Genomic DNA, 14,741 nt, shown 5'->3' on the forward strand with positions numbered 1-14,741 from the left:
ATACCTGCGGCAGCCCCCGGGAAGGCCTGTGCCCGCGCTCCTTGGCGCGGCCAACCGCCGTCGGAAGATAGACGTGGGCGACCCCGGCCCGCCCCGAAGACAACCAGCGCGGTGTTCGAATTCCTCCCGAAAGTTGTGGTGCTGCAAATCCTTCCCTAGGGTACTAAGTACGCTTAGTATCCCGGTTTCGGCGGAGGACTGCTAGGTTTGCCCACCCAAAGGAGAAGCACCGTGCCAGAAGAAACAAGCACCAACATTCCCGGCGTCCCGGCAAGCGAACCGGCCGGCCTGGAAGAACCGACAACTCCACGGGAGCCCCTGCCGCCCAAGCCGGACCAGCGGGGGCCTGAGGCGGTGTCGCCCACGGGAAGCCCCACCGGGGCGCCCGGAACGGCACGGTCCCAGTCGGGCCAGTACCTGACCACCGCCCAAGGTCTTCGCCTCCGCGATACCGATCACTCTCTGAAGGCTGGTTCCCGCGGCCCCATTCTGCTGCAGGACCACCACCTGCGCGAAAAGATCACCCATTTTGACCACGAACGCATTCCCGAGCGCGTCGTCCACGCCCGCGGCGCCGGCGCGCACGGCGTCTTCCGTTCCTACGGCACCGCCGCGAACATTACCCGCGCGGGCTTCCTGGCCAAGGACGTGGAGACCCCGGTTTTCGTCCGCTTTTCCACTGTGCTCGGCTCCCGGGGTTCTGCCGACGCCGTCCGCGATACGCGCGGATTCTCCACCAAGTTCTACACGGACGAGGGCACCTACGACTTGGTGGGCAACAACATTCCCGTTTTCTTCATCCAGGACGGGATCAAGTTCCCGGACGTGGTCCATGCCGCCAAGCCCCACCCGGACCGGGAAATCCCCCAGGCCCAAAGTGCCCATGACACTTTCTGGGATTTCGTTTCCCTGCACACCGAGGCGCAGGCACACACCATGTGGAACATGTCAGACCGCGGCATCCCCCGGTCCTACCGGACGATGGAAGGATTCGGCGTCCACACCTTCCGGTTCGTCAATGACGAAGGCCGCACCACACTGGTGAAGTTCCACTGGAAGCCCAAGCAGGGTGTCCATTCCCTGCTGTGGGAGGAAGCGCAGATCATCAACGGCATGGATCCCGACTTCCACCGCCGGGACCTCGCCGACGCCATTGAGGCCGGTGCCTACCCGGAGTGGGAACTCGGCGTCCAGACCTTCCCGGACACCGAAGACCAGATGTTCGAAGGCATCGACCTGCTCGATCCCACCAAGTTCGTCCCCGAGGAACTGGCACCGGTCCAGCCGATCGGCGTCATGAAGCTCAACGCCAACCCCACCAACTACTTCGCTGAGACGGAGCAGGTGGCCTTCCACCCCGGCCACCTGGTCCCCGGCATCGACGTTACGAACGACCCGCTGCTGCAGGCCCGGCTCTTCTCCTACCTGGACACCCAGATCTCCCGCCTTGGTGGACCCAACTTCGGCCAGATCCCCATCAACCGGCCCCAGGCCCCGGTGAACGACATGCTCCGTGACGGGATGCACCAGCAGGCCGTCCATGCCGGAGTCGCCCCGTACCGGCCCAACTCGCTGGACGGCGGGTGCCCGTTCCTCGCCGGAGAAGATGTCGGGGCTTTCATCGACGTGCCGGAGGAAGTGGCCGCAGCCATCAAGGAACGCCGGAACCCGGCCTCCTTTGGTGACCATTACAGCCAGGCAGGCCTCTTCTTCCGCAGCCTGAGCCCGGTGGAACAGGAGCACATCATCCAGGCGTACACGTTCGAACTGGGCAAGTGCTACGAGAAATCCATCCGGGAACGGCAGCTCACAGCCCTCGCCAACATCGACGCCGGGCTTTGCGCCGCGGTGGCCCAAGGCCTCGGCCTCCCCGCCCCGGAAGCGACAGAACAGGCGCCCTCATCCGAGGCCAGCCCTGCCCTCTCACAGATCGGCAAGACCTGGCCTGTCGCGGGCCGCGTGGTAGGAATCCTGGCCGCCGAGGACAGTGACCTCGCTGCCGTGAACGCGGTACGCCAGGCCCTGGACGCCCAAGGCATCGTCCCGCTCGTCATCGCGCCGTCCGGCGGATTCCTTGGACGGGAGGACGACGGCGGGGTCCCCGTACAGCGGACATACCTCACCGCACGCTCCACGGAGTTCGACGCCGTCATCGTCGCCTCGGCAGCAGCCCCGGCGTCCGACGCCGCACCCGGGCTCGATGCGAAGGCCGGGGCACCGGGCGGCCGGGTGGATCCGCGGGCCACGCTCCTGTTGACCGAGGCGTTCCGGCACGCCAAGGCCATCGCGTCCCTGGGCGCAGGCTCAGCAGCGTTGACCGCTGCCGGCATACCGCAGGACGCCCCGGGAATCGTTGCCAGCGAGGACTCTGAGGCCCTGGTCACGGAGCTCACCATACTCTTGGCAGCCCACCGGGTCTGGGACCGCTTCCCGGCCACGACCGCCTAAGCTAGTCCAGCCAAGCAGGGAGCGGCCGTCATCCGTCGACGGCCGCTCCCTGCTGTATGTATCCCGCTGCGTGTGCCCGGCTGCAATTCGTCGCGAAGTACCATCTTGGCCTTCGTGTCCGGACACGCAGTCAGCGACGGGCGGCAGCCTCGTCTATTGGGGTGTGTGCCGCCATCTCGGGCCCGACCCGGAACACGCGAAGCTGCAATGCCAAGGTTGAGTAGTAGCCCACCAGCGTCACCAGCTCAAAGAGCGTGCGCTGGCCGAGTAGTTGCTCTGCCTCAAACCAAGCAGAGTCATCAAGGTCGCCGTCGAGCAGTAACGCGGCTGTCCGGCCGACCAGCGATTCAACTCCGTCGAAGGGTGTCATATCTTCACGCTGGATCGCGTCCAGCTCTTCCTGGCTGAATCCGAGGGCCCGCGCTATTGCCTCGTGCGACTCCCGCTCAAAAGTTGAACGTTTGCGGGCGGCGACAGTGAGAATGGCGAGTTCGCGCGCCCGGTCGGGCAGCTCGGTTTCGTATCGCAGGGCGGCACCAAGCGCCTGGAGCGCCATCCCGACCGACGGCGACAACAGGAAGTCGCCAAACGGCCCGTTGAGACGGCCTTGGCCATCGGTCAGGGCAAAATGCTGCGGGCCTTGGGCCCGGGTGCCCTGCGTAATGGCTTCGTACAATTTCTTTTGGTCCGGCTCCAGGTGATCCGGCAGCAGGCTTTCTGAGCGTCGCGACATCTTAGGCGTTGACGCCGCGGATGGGCCTTTCAACCCGCCCCTCCGCTTCTGTACCCAGGGGCACTCCTGTACGGTCGCGGACCAGGAGGGTGGCGATGATGGACACTACGACCATCGCTTCCAGGTAAACCGTGACGGCGCCGGTTGACCCTGTGGCTTGCACCAAGGCCTGGGCGATGGTGGGAGCGAACGCACCTCCAACGATGGCACCCAACGCGTAGGCGATGGAGACCCCGGAGAAACGCACCGTCGCAGGGAAAATTTCGGTGTAGTGCGCCGACAACGGGCCGATGACCATTCCCAGGCCAACAGTTACCAGGGTCAGCCCGGTGAAGAGGCCTACGGTGGTGGCGGTATTAACCAACGGGAAGAGGAAGAGGAGTGCGGCGGCCAGCAGGAGCCATCCGAGGAGCATCGTCTTACGACGTCCGATTTTGTCAGAGAGCCCACCGCCAACCAGGGTGAAAATCAGCCACGAAACAGCCGAGGCAGTGACCACCCAGAGGACCTCTCCGGAGTTCAAACCAACAGGGCCCGCGGGATCGGTTGCATAGCGCTGGATGTAGCCGCCCGTAGTCATGTAGCCGGCAGCCTGGCTTGCGGAAGGAATCAAGGCCGCCAAGAGGACCAGGCGCCAGTGGTTCCTGAAGAGCTCGACAATCGGCGCACGGGCTTCCTTCTTGCGTTCGGCCAGCTCGCTGAACACCGGGCTCTCGTCCACCCGACGTCGAATGTAATAGCCAATAGCGATCAGCGCCACGGAAAGGATGAACGGTACGCGCCATCCCCACTCGAGGAAAGCGTCACCGGGCGCGATCAGGGTCATTGTGGCCAACATGCCCGATGCAAGCAGCAGTCCAAGGGGTGTGCCAATCTGCGGCGAGGCTCCGAAGATTCCACGCCGGCGGGCTGGGGCGTGCTCTACGGCCAGAAGCGCGGCGCCGCCCCACTCGCCTCCCGCCGAGATGCCCTGCAGAATCCTCAGCAGGACCAGCAATATCGGAGCCACGACTCCGATCGAATCGAAGGTAGGCAATAAGCCGATCAGGGCGGTTGAAGCACCCATCAGGACCAGGGTGGCCATCAAAACCACGCGGCGCCCGTAACGGTCACCGAAATGCCCGGCCAGGAAAGCACCGAGCGGGCGGAACAAGAAGCTGATGCCAACCGTCAGGAATGCAAGCAGCGGCGCCGCGGCTTCTCCGGCGGGTTCGAAGTAGACCTTGGAGAAAATCAGGCCCGCGGCGGTGGCGTAAAGGAAGAAGTCGTACCACTCGATGGTGGTGCCGGCGACGGTCGCAAAGACCACTCGTCGGCGTTCCCGGGAGCTGCTGTGCAGTTCCGGGCTGATGACCGATGGCGTCCGTTCTGTCATGTCATGTCCTTTCCCAAGTCACGTCGTTGTAGAGGGGAAATCTTGAAGTTCCGCATAACAGAACATGTTCTGCTCTAGGGAATGATCACACGCTACTTGAGCGTGAGTTGCGACACAAGCCCAAAGGTCTCCGCCACCTCTGGGGGTTGCCTCCGTCTTTCCGGAGCTGCTAGGGTCCCAAGCATCCGTACAGCGGAACAGGTTCTACTGCACGGAACAAGGAATCCGATTTATCCAAAGGTGGGTACAGAATGTCGTGGGGCGCAATTTCCGAAATGGGGCCGGTATCAATCCGGACCTCCAATCTTGAACAGTCCGTCTTCGATGCCACCCAGATCCTTGGCCTTCGGGAAACGAAGCGGACGGACGGCGTCTCCTATCTGGCGGCCGCAGACGTGCACCATGAACTGACGTACGTCGAGTCCGACGTCGACGGCCTGGAAGCCTTGGGCCTCATCGCCGCGACCGGCGATGCGCTTAGGGATGTCCGACGGCGGGTTGAGGACGAAGGCTTCCTGGTTGTCTCCGACAAGCCCACCGGAGAAGGCGTGGAAGATGGCTTCACGTTCATCGGTCCGGAGGGCTTCGCCTTCGAAATTTCCATGGGCCTGCAAAACGCCGGCGTCGCACCCAAGGGCTTCGGTCCGAACCGCTACGGCCACTTCAACTTCCATCCGCAAGACCACTACGGGATGGTGCAATTCCTGACCAAGGTCCTCGACTTCCGGGTCTCGGACGTAATCGGCACCGGCGGTTCGAGGGGCTACTTCCTTCGCTGCAACACCGAGCATCACGGCATCGCCGTCCTGCAAGGGCGTGGCACCTTCCACCACCACGCCTGGGAGGTTCAGGGCGTCAGCGACCTCACCAAAGCCGGAGACCGCCTCCATGCCCTGGGCCGGGAGCTGCTGTGGGGGCCGGTCCGGCACGGCGCGGGCAACAATATTGCCTGCTACTACAAGGAGCACTCCGGAAACGTCGTGGAGCTCTACACGGACATCGAACAGATTTATGACGACAACCGCGAACCAGTGGTGTGGGAAGACGGCGAAGTGTGGTGGAACCAGTGGAATGACTACCTCCCCGAAGGATTCCGCGCCTTGGGACTGGCCCCGACGCCTTCCAAGTACCGCCAAAGCACGCAGCTTGTGGGAGGACGCTAGGCCATGAAGTTTGTTCGATTCACCAGCGAAGGTGAGCTGCCCCGTGTTGGCGTCGTCATGAACGACACCTACCGGGTCATCAATGGCCACCATGACCTGCTCGACTTGATCCAGCACGGCGAAGAAGCCCTGCGAAAGGCCGGCGAGCAGGCAATCCGGGCGGGCGCCGTCGTCGATCCTTCAACCGTCTGTAACCTCTCCCCGATTGCCACGCCACCGACCTTCCGTGACTTCTATGCCTTTGAACAACACGTCAAGGCCGGCCGGAAGTCGCGGGGCCTGGAGATGAATCCCCTCTGGTACAAGATTCCGGTCTTCTACTTCTCCAACCCTTACAACTTCAAGGGCGAGGGCGAAATCCCGATGACCCCGGGTTCCGAGCGTTTCGACTTCGAGCTCGAGGTCGCGGCAGTTGTCGGCAAGAGCGGGCAGGACCTAACGGCCGAGCAGGGCGAAGACGCCATCATCGGCTACAGCATCCTCTGTGACTGGAGCGGCCGCGACATCCAGCACGAGGAAATGCTCCTCTCCATGGGGCCCGCGAAAGGCAAGGACACGGCCACCTCGCTCGGCCCGTGGCTGGTCACCAAGGACGAGCTGGAGCCGTACCGGACGGCTGCCGGTTTTGACCGGGCCATGTCCCTCAAGGTCAATGGAATCGAGTACTCCCGGGCAAGCTGGGCTGACGTCCACTACTCGTTCGGGGAGATGGTTTCCTATGCGAGCCGCGGCACCGAAGTTCGCCCGGGTGACGTCTTCGGTTCAGGCACCTGCGGCACGGGCTGCATCCTTGAACTGAGCCGCACCCACGGCGAGGGTGAGTTTCCGTGGCTGCAGGCAGGCGACGACGTGCTTATCGAAATCGAAGGCCTCGGAACCCAGCGCACCACCATTGCCAAGACTCCGCAGCCGGCGTCGTTCCGCCGTCAGGGGCTGGAGTAGGAGATGGAAGCAGCCACGAACTATGACGTCGCGATCGTCGGCTATGGCCCTGTGGGTCAGACCCTGGCCACGCTGCTGGGACGCCAAGGTTGGTCGATCCTGGTCCTGGACAAGCAAGCCGGCCTGTACCCGCTGCCACGCGCTTGCCACCTGGACCATGAAGCGATGCGGATCCTGCAGGCCATGGGAATCGCGGAGGAGATCAACGCAGCCATCGTTCCGGCCCGCGAGTACCTGCTCCTCCGCGCCGACCTGAGCGTCCTGTCCAACCTGCCACGTGGCTGGCAAACTCCAAGTGGCTGGGAATCCTCCTACCACTTCTATCAGCCGGACATCGAGGGCATCTTCGATGCGACGGCCAAGTCGACCCCGGGTGTGACCGTGCGCCAGTCGACCAACGTGCGGACAGTATCCGATCGCGGTGACCGCGTTGCGTTAACGGTCGACGGCGGCAGGGAACCAATCCATGCGCGTTTCGTTGTGGGGGCGGACGGCGCCAACAGCCTGGTCCGGGAGCAGGCAGGGATCGCGAGGGACGGCCTCGGATTCGAAGCGACCTGGGTGGTCATTGACGTCGAAATGAAGAAGGGAGCCAAGGCCCCCGAAGTCCCGGACACCGGCCAGGTCCTGGACCCTGCGCAGCCTTCGCACATGGCCTGGTTGGGAGGGGACCATTACCGCTGGGAGTTCATGATCGTCAATGGCGCCGATCCCGTGGAGGCGGCAAAGCCGGAGAATGTCTGGCCAAAGCTTCGTCGATGGATTACGGAGGAGACGGCAACGCTTCTACGGTCCACTACCTATACGTTCCACTCCTTGGTGGCCTCCACCTTCAACCGGGGCCGTGTGTTGCTGGCGGGAGATGCGGCGCATCTGATGCCGCCGTTCATGGGCCAGGGCATGATCAGCGGAATGCGGGATGCGATGACGCTGTCCTGGATGCTCGACAAAGTCTTGAAAGGTATCGCTCCCATCGAATTCCTGGACGCCTACACCGAAAGCCGGCGGCCCCATGTGACGGAGTACATCGCCGAATCGGTTCGTGTGGGTCAGATGGTCTGCGAGACGGATCCTGCCAAAGCAGCGGTAAGGGACCACAGGCTTGAGGCGCGGAGGGAAGCCAATCCGCCGTTCCAACCGAGGTTGGGAGCCGGGTTCGTGGACGGCCCGCTTGGCGGCCGGCTGGCGGTTCAACCGCGCATTGCAGGTACGAAGGACGTCCTTTTGGACGATCTGCTCGGCTCCTCGTTGACGTTGCTGGCTCTTCAGCCGGACATCTTGAACGGTCTCTCGACCGCTGCGAAGTTTCACCTGAGTTTGCTGGACGTCTCCATGGCTTCCATCAGCGCGCAGCCGGCTGAAGCCTCACCGCCAATGACCAGCCTAGTTGAGCAAGGGAGCCGCTTCGCCGATTGGTTGGGTGCCGCTGACGCCGATTGGGTGTTGGTCCGGCCTGACGCGTACGTGTTCGACGCCGGCAAGGGCGCGGAGGCTTTGGAGGAATCCCTTGTCAAGCTTCTCGCCTACATCACCCGGGAATCACCGCCGCTGGCTGGAAATGAGGAGGCCAACATGCTTGTGGGAGGGGCCGTCCGTGCGTAATGCCAGCGGGGTCCGGAGTCTGTCTATGCTGACTACAGACCAACCACATACGAAGAGGCTGAGCCCCATGAACGTCACCGTCCCCGAGGAGTCCCCGGCGGATCCGGCTTACCGGTATCCAATCGAGTCGGTTGAGAATGCCGCCCGCACCCTCCTCATGCTGCGTTCGAGGTCCAGCATCCGCATCGTCGACGTTGCCGAGGAACTTGGCGCGGCCCGGTCGACGGCGCACCGAATGGTGTCCACGCTGGCACAGGCCGGGTTGCTGGAACGCCATCCGACGGACAAGTCATTCATTGCGGGTCCGGCGTTGATGCAACTGGCACAAACCCTGACGAACAAGGGCGACATCAGGACCGAGATCGAGCCGACCCTGGCCCGGCTGGCGAGGGAGACCGGGGAGACAGCCCACTATTTGGTCCTCAAGGAAGACCAGGCGTTGTTCCTTGCATGCGTGGAAAGCCCACACATCATCCGCGCCGTTTCCAGGGTGGGGCACCGCCTTCCGGCCCACATCACCTCGGCTGGAAAGTGCCTTCTGGCCGCCCTTCCCCCAGAAGAAGTGAATCGGATGTTTTCCGGGGCACGGAGCTGGACCAGCGGTACCGACATGGCGATCCATGACCGCGACCATTTGCTTGCCGAACTCGCTCAAATCTCCAACCGCGGATGGGCCCTGAACAACGAAGAAAGCGAACCCGGAGTCATCGGCGTCAGTGCTGTGGTTCGCGGCGACAAAGGGGAAGTCCTGGGCGCCGTAACGGTCTCCGGGCCGGCGGAGCGCATGCGCCCGCGTATCACCGAAATCGTTGCCGAAATCCGCACCGCCAAGGACGATTTCCGCCTTCACAGGGGCTGACGGGACCGCCCGCTTCAGCTCAAGAGTAAACGCGCTAAGACCGCGTTATTTCCTGAAGAGACAACGTCGTCAATAACCCGCGCCGTAATGGCGCGCAGGAGGAAACTCATGAATGCCATGACCACGCCCGCAACCACCAACGAACGGACCTCGCCCGCCCGCTACGGAGACCTTTACGGCAAGGACGCCTACGCCCAGGTCACCGAGAACGATCAGGAGCTGCGGGCCTTCGCTGAAGGTGCTGAACTACCGGTCCTCATGGCCGCGCTGGCCGCGGCACTGAAGGACACATCGCTGCTCGAGCCGGATCTCTCCCCGCCGTTGCCGCCAATGGGGGCCACTACGCAGCCCCACGGAGGGTTGGACGAGGACCAGGTAGCCCGCGGCCGGCAGATTGCCTTCGAAGGGCTGGGACGCCTGCGGGATGAAGACATCCGTACCGTGGACGAACTTACGCCTGAACAGGCGGACTACATCCTGGATTGGTTTACGGGCGGGCGCACCAGCTCGGATCCGAGCTGGGCGGGAGAAATGCAGCATGAATTGCTCATCAGCCCCAAGAGGAACGGCTCGGCCAACTGGTCTTTCGAGGAGCTTTCCCAAGGACGGACCTTCGACACGCTGATTGTGGGCGCCGGCGTCTCCGGCATCGCCGCAGCGTACCGACTCAAGGAAGCAGGGCTCCCCTACACCTGGATTGAATCCTCCCACCGGGTTGGTGGAACGTGGTGGAAGAACCACTACCCCGGAGTCCGGCTGGACACCCCAACCTACGGGTACAGCTTTTCCTTCGCCCAGCGCGATGACTGGCCTCATCAGTTCGCCAAGGGTGAGGAAGTTCTTGAATACCTGGAAACAGTGGTGGCCCGCGCAAAGCTTGCCGACGAGCTCGAACTTCAAACTTGGCTGGAGAAGGCGGAGTTCGATGAAGTGACCAGGACCTGGACGGCAACTACCGGATCCACGGACGGGACCCGGCAGACCCGCCGGTTCAACGCCATCATCACCTGCGTCGGCCAGCTCGACCACCCTCATATTCCATCGTGGCCCGGGCAGGAGGAATTCACGGGAGCACAGATGCACTCGCAAGACTGGGATGACTCCGTGGACTTGCGCGGCAAGAAGGTGGCTGTGATCGGTACCGGCGCCAGCGCCTACCAAATCATTCCTGCAATCGTCGACCAAGTGGAGAGCCTCCACGTCTTCCAGCGCAGCGCGCCCTGGATGCTGCCCGCCGAGAGCTACCACGAGCCGATGTCGGAGACCGCTAATTGGCTTCATTCAAAGGTTCCCCATTATGGCAAGTGGTACCGTCTCTGGGTCACGGCCCTTGGCATCGAAGGTCGCATCAACGTCGCCACGGTCGAGGAGGGGTGGGACAAGGCGCCACTGAGCGTCAGCCCCAGAAACGAGGCCTTCCGCCAAGAGGTCATCCGCCGCATGGAGCTCCAGTACGAAGACCGTCCCGACCTGCTTGAGAAAGCAATCCCCAACTACCCGCCGTCGGCCAAGCGCCTGCTGCGCGACAACGGTGTCTGGGCCGCCGCGCTCACGGCACCCGTCACCACAGTGGTGTCATCCGGGCTGGAGGCGTTCACCCCGACCGGGCTGGTAACCGGCGCGGGAGAACACATCGATGTGGACGTGGTGATCTACGCGACCGGGTTCCGCCCCTCCGACTACCTGGACCCCATTGAGATCATTGGACGTGGCGGCCTGGAAATCCACGACTACTGGCAGGGAGATGCAAAGGGATTTGCAGGAATCACCGTGCCTCATTTCCCGAACCTGTTCATGATGCTGGGACCCAACACCACCGGGGTGGCCGCGGGCGGCCTGCACCTCATGATGGAGCGCGCCGCCGAGTACGCGGTCGAGGCCATCCACCAGCTCCTCCTGCGGGACAAGGCTGTGCTTGACCTGAAACAGGAAGCCCTCGACCGGCATATTGAGTGGGTGGACGCAGAGAACCGCCGCATGACGTGGGGCCAGCCCTACGTGACCAACTGGTACAAGAACCGCTTCAACAGGGTCTCCCAGGTGTGGCCTTTCAAGACCACCGAATACTGGCGGATCACTGAGAACGTCGAGGCTGGCGACTACGAGTTCCTGCCGTAACTGATGCACGGAATCCCAAGACCCACCTGCCCGCGTCAAAACAATCATTGACGCGGGCAGGTGGGTCAACTTCCATGGGGAAGTGCGTAAGCACTGGTGACGGGAAACCCCTACCTCCACACCTTGACTTCGGCTTCACGGACCGGCTCCCACCGGACCCCGTCAGCGTCAATGAACAACGACCGCGGAGCCCCGGCGTCGTAGCGGCTGCTTTCGGCCACTCCGCAATGCAGGAACCGGCAAATCAGCTCCCGCATTGAAGCAGTCACCCGCGCAGTTTCCACCTCTGAGGCGTTGACCATCATCGGGGAATCGACCCAACGGTCAGTGCCGTCAAAAATGAAGGCGAGCGGGAAGCAGTGGGCTGCGTAGGCGCCATCAAGCTTGCTTCGGTGATCGAATCGGACCACCTGGGCCGGCACAGGTGAGTGCGCGGCGATCTCGAGGGCGGGGGTGCGGAACTGGGCCAGTGTCGCGGCCCGAACCATCCGGAGGTAGGCGTCGGCCTCTTCACCCGGGACCACCAGCATTTCCGCGGCCAGGGCAGGATCCTGGAAGGTTCGCTCAATGAACCCGTCCACGCCCGCGTCGGAGAACTGGTCCCGCGGCTGGTTACGCAGGAACGCTGCGGACTCTTCAGCAGTAGTGAGGATGAGCAGGGCACGGGTATGGATCCTTCGCACCGAAGCCGCGTACCTCACCAGGTCCCCCGGAACCAGCCCCGATTCCGCAGCCATGAACGGGAACGGCCGAAGACTTGCCCTTGCAGCCTCCTGGGCGTCAAGAAGTGCCGGGACAGGAGCAGTCTCCAGCCCGGACCCCAGTGCTTCAAGAACGGCAGCACGATGGCTGAGCCAGACCTCTACAGGCAGTGGCGCCAGGCGGGGCATGCTGATCAACAGGGTCTGCGCTGCCAAACCCCGCACTGACGGGTCCGTGCTCAGGGCATAGGCGTACCAAGCGCCGGCTGAATCCCCGGCCAAGGTGACTTTCCCGGGGTCTCCGCCAAAGGCGCTGATGTTCTCCCGCACCGACGCCAGTGCGGCGCGAAGGTCTCGCAAGGGTTTGGTGGATTCCGAGGGGTCCCCAAGCGACCCGAAATGCCCTGTCACCCCGAGCCGGTAGTTGACGGTGACCAGAACAAAGCCGCCGGTCCGCACGAGATCCGGCGAGTCGTACCACCGGCACTCCCCGGAGCCAGTGGTGAAACCACCACCGGGGATGAAGAACAGCACCGGCAGTCCGTGAGCACCCGCGGGCGCCTGGACACGCAAGGTAAAAGCGTCCTCACGCTGTTCAAGTTCACTCAGCGCAGTGCCAAGCAACCCGTCCAGCGTGCCCGGCCGCTGCGGAAAGGCTGCGGGGCGGGTTTGTGGTTCACCAGCAATCACCATGGAAACCTCGCTGTTGCGGGGGTCCGGACCTGCCGTGCCGTAGCGAAGTCCGGGCGCGTCGACTACTCCTGCACGGAGACTCGCCCGGACCTCCCCAGCTGGTGTATCAATCCGCAGAACCGTCACGCAAGGAACTCGTGATCGTCCGCCTTGACCGTCTCGGTGGCTTCCCAGTACTCCGCGTTGGTGTAGGGCCACACCTGGGAAACCCGGCCGTGCGCGTTTTGGTACCAGCTGCGCACGTAGGGCTGCCCCCAGGCCATCCGGCGATTTCCGGCGTCGACCCATTCCACAAAGCGGTCCAGCGCCGCCGGTTTGACGTCGATTGCGGAGGCGCCGCGCTGCAGGACCTCGTGGACGGCCTTCAGGGAGAACTCGACGGCCCGCTCGATCATGAAGTGCAGGCTTCCCGCCACCACTCCCCCAACATTGGGTCCATAGATCAGGAAGAAGTTGGGGAACCCGGGCACAGTGACGCCGTTGTAGGCCCTGGCATCACCCTTCCAGAAATCGTGGATCTCCACACCCTGCCGACCAACAACCTCCACCTCGTCGAGGTAATCGGAGGGTTTGAACCCGGTGGCGAAGACCACGATGTCCACCTCGTGTTCAACACCGTACTTGTCGATGATCCCCTTCTCGGAGAACCGCTCGATCCCGGCGGTAACCACGGTGGTGCGCTCGGACTTGAGGGCAGCGGCCCACACCCCGTTGTCACGCAGCATCCGCTTGGCTCCCGGCGGATAGTTCGGGATGGCGGTCTCCAGCAGTTCCGGATGGTCGGCGAACTGCTCCTCTAAGCGCTCGATCAGCACTTCGCGGACTTCCTGGTTCTTGGCCGAAACACTCAAAGGCGCACCCTGCCATCCGTCCTCGGCGGTAACCGTGTGCATGCGGCCGGGGATTCCCTGAAGCGTCACCCACAGGCGGTACCACTGGGCGTAGTGGGGAACTTTGCGCCGCAGCCAATCGAAGGTGTCACTGACGCCGTCGTGATAGCTCGGAGCAGGAAGCATCCACGGTGCGCTGCGCTGGAAGAGCACCAGCCCGGAGACTCCGTCAGCGAGCGCGGGCACAATCTGGTAGGCGCTGGCGCCGGTGCCGATGACTGCCACGCGCTTTCCGCGGTAGTCCACGCCGTGCGACCACTCCTGCGAGTGCATGGTTACCCCGCCGTACAGTTCCGCACCGGCGAAGTCGGGGATGTTGGGCCGGTCCAGTTGGCCGAGGGCACTTACGACGGCGGCAAAGGTGCGGACCCGCTCCTGGCCGCCGCTAAGGCGGGTGGTCGCCTGCCAAGTGCGGGATTCTTCGTCCCACAACAAGCGGACAAGACGGGTGGAGAACTCAATGGATTCCACCACGCCTGCACGCTCGGCCACATCGCGGACATAATCCAAAACGTCTCCACCTTCAGCGAACTGGTGGGGCCAGTCACCACGCTGGGCGAAGGAATACGAATAGCCGAACGTGGGCGTGTCGAGACGGACCCCCGGATAGGTGTTCTTCGCCCAGGTCCCGCCGAGGGTAGGGGCGTCCTCCACCACGGTGAAGGGCACACCCGCCTGTGCATACCGGTAGGCGGCGGCAATTCCGGCAATCCCGGCGCCGATGATCAGAACCGGGAAGCTGCGTCCCTCAGCTACCTCGTCGAAATGCCACTGTGGAGCTCCGCCCTTGTCCGGAGCGAGGTCGAGTTCATGCTTCAGTGACGCATACCAGTGCTCACGGCCACCCGTAAGGAAGGCCAGGAGCTCTGTTACGGTGCCGTCCTCCAGCAGGTCAACGCTATTGATCGCTTTGTCCCGCAGCTGGCGCAAGCCCTCCAAGGCCAGTGCCTTGGCGCGTCCCTGCTGGGCCGGTGACATGCCCCCTTGAGCATGGGGCTGGGTATCAACCGGGGTCAAGGGAGGCTGCAGATCGCTGCTGAGGAAAGAGGTGTCGCCGAGCGCCGCCGCGAGGGCGGCGAGCAGGACAGGAAGATCCGCCCGGGCGGCGATCTTTTCCAGTTCACCGTCGTCCTCGACGATCCGCTCTGAACTTGCTTCCCAATAGAGGTCGTCAAACCGCATCGTCTGAGACCTCATTTCCTGCATGCTGGGCATTT

10 protein-coding genes are annotated in these 14,741 nt (G+C 63.5%); 6 read left to right on the forward strand and 4 right to left on the reverse strand.

All coding sequences use genetic code 11. The features are described 5' to 3' along the window. Positions 1 to 231 precede the first annotated feature (231 nt). Positions 232 to 2,448, forward strand: coding sequence for a catalase (locus AC1DBN_RS02335; protein ID WP_314213241.1), 2,217 nt, complete (start codon positions 232 to 234; stop codon positions 2,446 to 2,448). A 130-nt stretch (positions 2,449 to 2,578) separates the two neighbouring features. Here the strand turns inward: AC1DBN_RS02335 and AC1DBN_RS02340 are convergent, their stop codons facing one another. Continuing rightward, positions 2,579 to 3,181 carry a carboxymuconolactone decarboxylase family protein gene (locus AC1DBN_RS02340; RefSeq protein ID WP_314213242.1) on the reverse strand — a complete coding sequence of 201 codons (603 nt, stop codon included), beginning with the start codon at positions 3,179 to 3,181 and terminating at the stop codon, positions 2,579 to 2,581. Between the two features lies 1 nt (position 3,182). Further along, entirely contained in the window at positions 3,183 to 4,556 is a 1,374-nt protein-coding gene (locus tag AC1DBN_RS02345; protein ID WP_477722505.1) for an MFS transporter, read from the reverse strand. 275 nt (positions 4,557 to 4,831) lie between these two features. On the opposite strand from AC1DBN_RS02345, the gene AC1DBN_RS02350 reads away from it, so the two are divergent. The 5 genes from AC1DBN_RS02350 to AC1DBN_RS02370 all read left to right on the forward strand — a co-directional run bounded on the left by AC1DBN_RS02350 (position 4,832) and on the right by AC1DBN_RS02370 (position 11,240). Beyond that, complete coding sequence (locus AC1DBN_RS02350) at positions 4,832 to 5,719, forward strand: VOC family protein (RefSeq protein WP_314213246.1); 888 nt, start codon at positions 4,832 to 4,834, stop codon at positions 5,717 to 5,719. 3 nt (positions 5,720 to 5,722) lie between these two features. After that, positions 5,723 to 6,661, forward strand: a complete 939-nt coding sequence (locus AC1DBN_RS02355; RefSeq protein ID WP_314213247.1) for a fumarylacetoacetate hydrolase family protein — start codon at positions 5,723 to 5,725, stop codon at positions 6,659 to 6,661. Between the two features lie 3 nt (positions 6,662 to 6,664). Then, on the forward strand, positions 6,665 to 8,263 hold the full coding sequence (locus AC1DBN_RS02360; RefSeq protein WP_314213249.1) for a bifunctional 3-(3-hydroxy-phenyl)propionate/3-hydroxycinnamic acid hydroxylase: 1,599 nt from the start codon (positions 6,665 to 6,667) through the stop codon (positions 8,261 to 8,263). A gap of 67 nt (positions 8,264 to 8,330) precedes the next feature. Continuing rightward, the gene (locus tag AC1DBN_RS02365) at positions 8,331 to 9,122 is read left to right on the forward strand and encodes an IclR family transcriptional regulator (RefSeq protein WP_477722506.1); all 792 of its coding nucleotides are present in this window, start codon (positions 8,331 to 8,333) and stop codon (positions 9,120 to 9,122) included. Between the two features lie 108 nt (positions 9,123 to 9,230). Then, positions 9,231 to 11,240 (forward strand): flavin-containing monooxygenase, encoded by a 2,010-nt coding sequence (locus AC1DBN_RS02370; RefSeq protein ID WP_477722507.1) that lies wholly within the window; start codon positions 9,231 to 9,233, stop codon positions 11,238 to 11,240. Between the two features lie 110 nt (positions 11,241 to 11,350). Here AC1DBN_RS02370 and AC1DBN_RS02375 read toward each other — a convergent pair whose 3' ends face one another. Next, positions 11,351 to 12,634, reverse strand: a complete 1,284-nt coding sequence (locus AC1DBN_RS02375) for a carboxylesterase family protein (protein WP_477722508.1) — start codon at positions 12,632 to 12,634, stop codon at positions 11,351 to 11,353. A gap of 122 nt (positions 12,635 to 12,756) precedes the next feature. Continuing rightward, on the reverse strand, positions 12,757 to 14,739 hold the full coding sequence (locus tag AC1DBN_RS02380) for a flavin-containing monooxygenase (protein WP_477722509.1): 1,983 nt from the start codon (positions 14,737 to 14,739) through the stop codon (positions 12,757 to 12,759). Positions 14,740 to 14,741 lie beyond the last annotated feature (2 nt).

This window comes from Pseudarthrobacter sp. 10T415 (assembly GCF_056394175.1).

Coding starts and splice junctions, on each gene's coding strand:
- AC1DBN_RS02345 (WP_477722505.1), bottom strand. CDS start 4,556: ATGACAGAACGGACGCCATCGGTCATCAGCCCGGAACTGCACAGCAGC.
- AC1DBN_RS02355 (WP_314213247.1), top strand. CDS start 5,723: ATGAAGTTTGTTCGATTCACCAGCGAAGGTGAGCTGCCCCGTGTTGGC.
- AC1DBN_RS02365 (WP_477722506.1), top strand. CDS start 8,331: ATGAACGTCACCGTCCCCGAGGAGTCCCCGGCGGATCCGGCTTACCGG.
- AC1DBN_RS02375 (WP_477722508.1), bottom strand. CDS start 12,634: ATGGTGATTGCTGGTGAACCACAAACCCGCCCCGCAGCCTTTCCGCAG.
- AC1DBN_RS02380 (WP_477722509.1), bottom strand. CDS start 14,739: ATGCCCAGCATGCAGGAAATGAGGTCTCAGACGATGCGGTTTGACGAC.
- AC1DBN_RS02350 (WP_314213246.1), top strand. CDS start 4,832: ATGGGGCCGGTATCAATCCGGACCTCCAATCTTGAACAGTCCGTCTTC.
- AC1DBN_RS02340 (WP_314213242.1), bottom strand. CDS start 3,181: ATGTCGCGACGCTCAGAAAGCCTGCTGCCGGATCACCTGGAGCCGGAC.
- AC1DBN_RS02370 (WP_477722507.1), top strand. CDS start 9,231: ATGAATGCCATGACCACGCCCGCAACCACCAACGAACGGACCTCGCCC.
- AC1DBN_RS02360 (WP_314213249.1), top strand. CDS start 6,665: ATGGAAGCAGCCACGAACTATGACGTCGCGATCGTCGGCTATGGCCCT.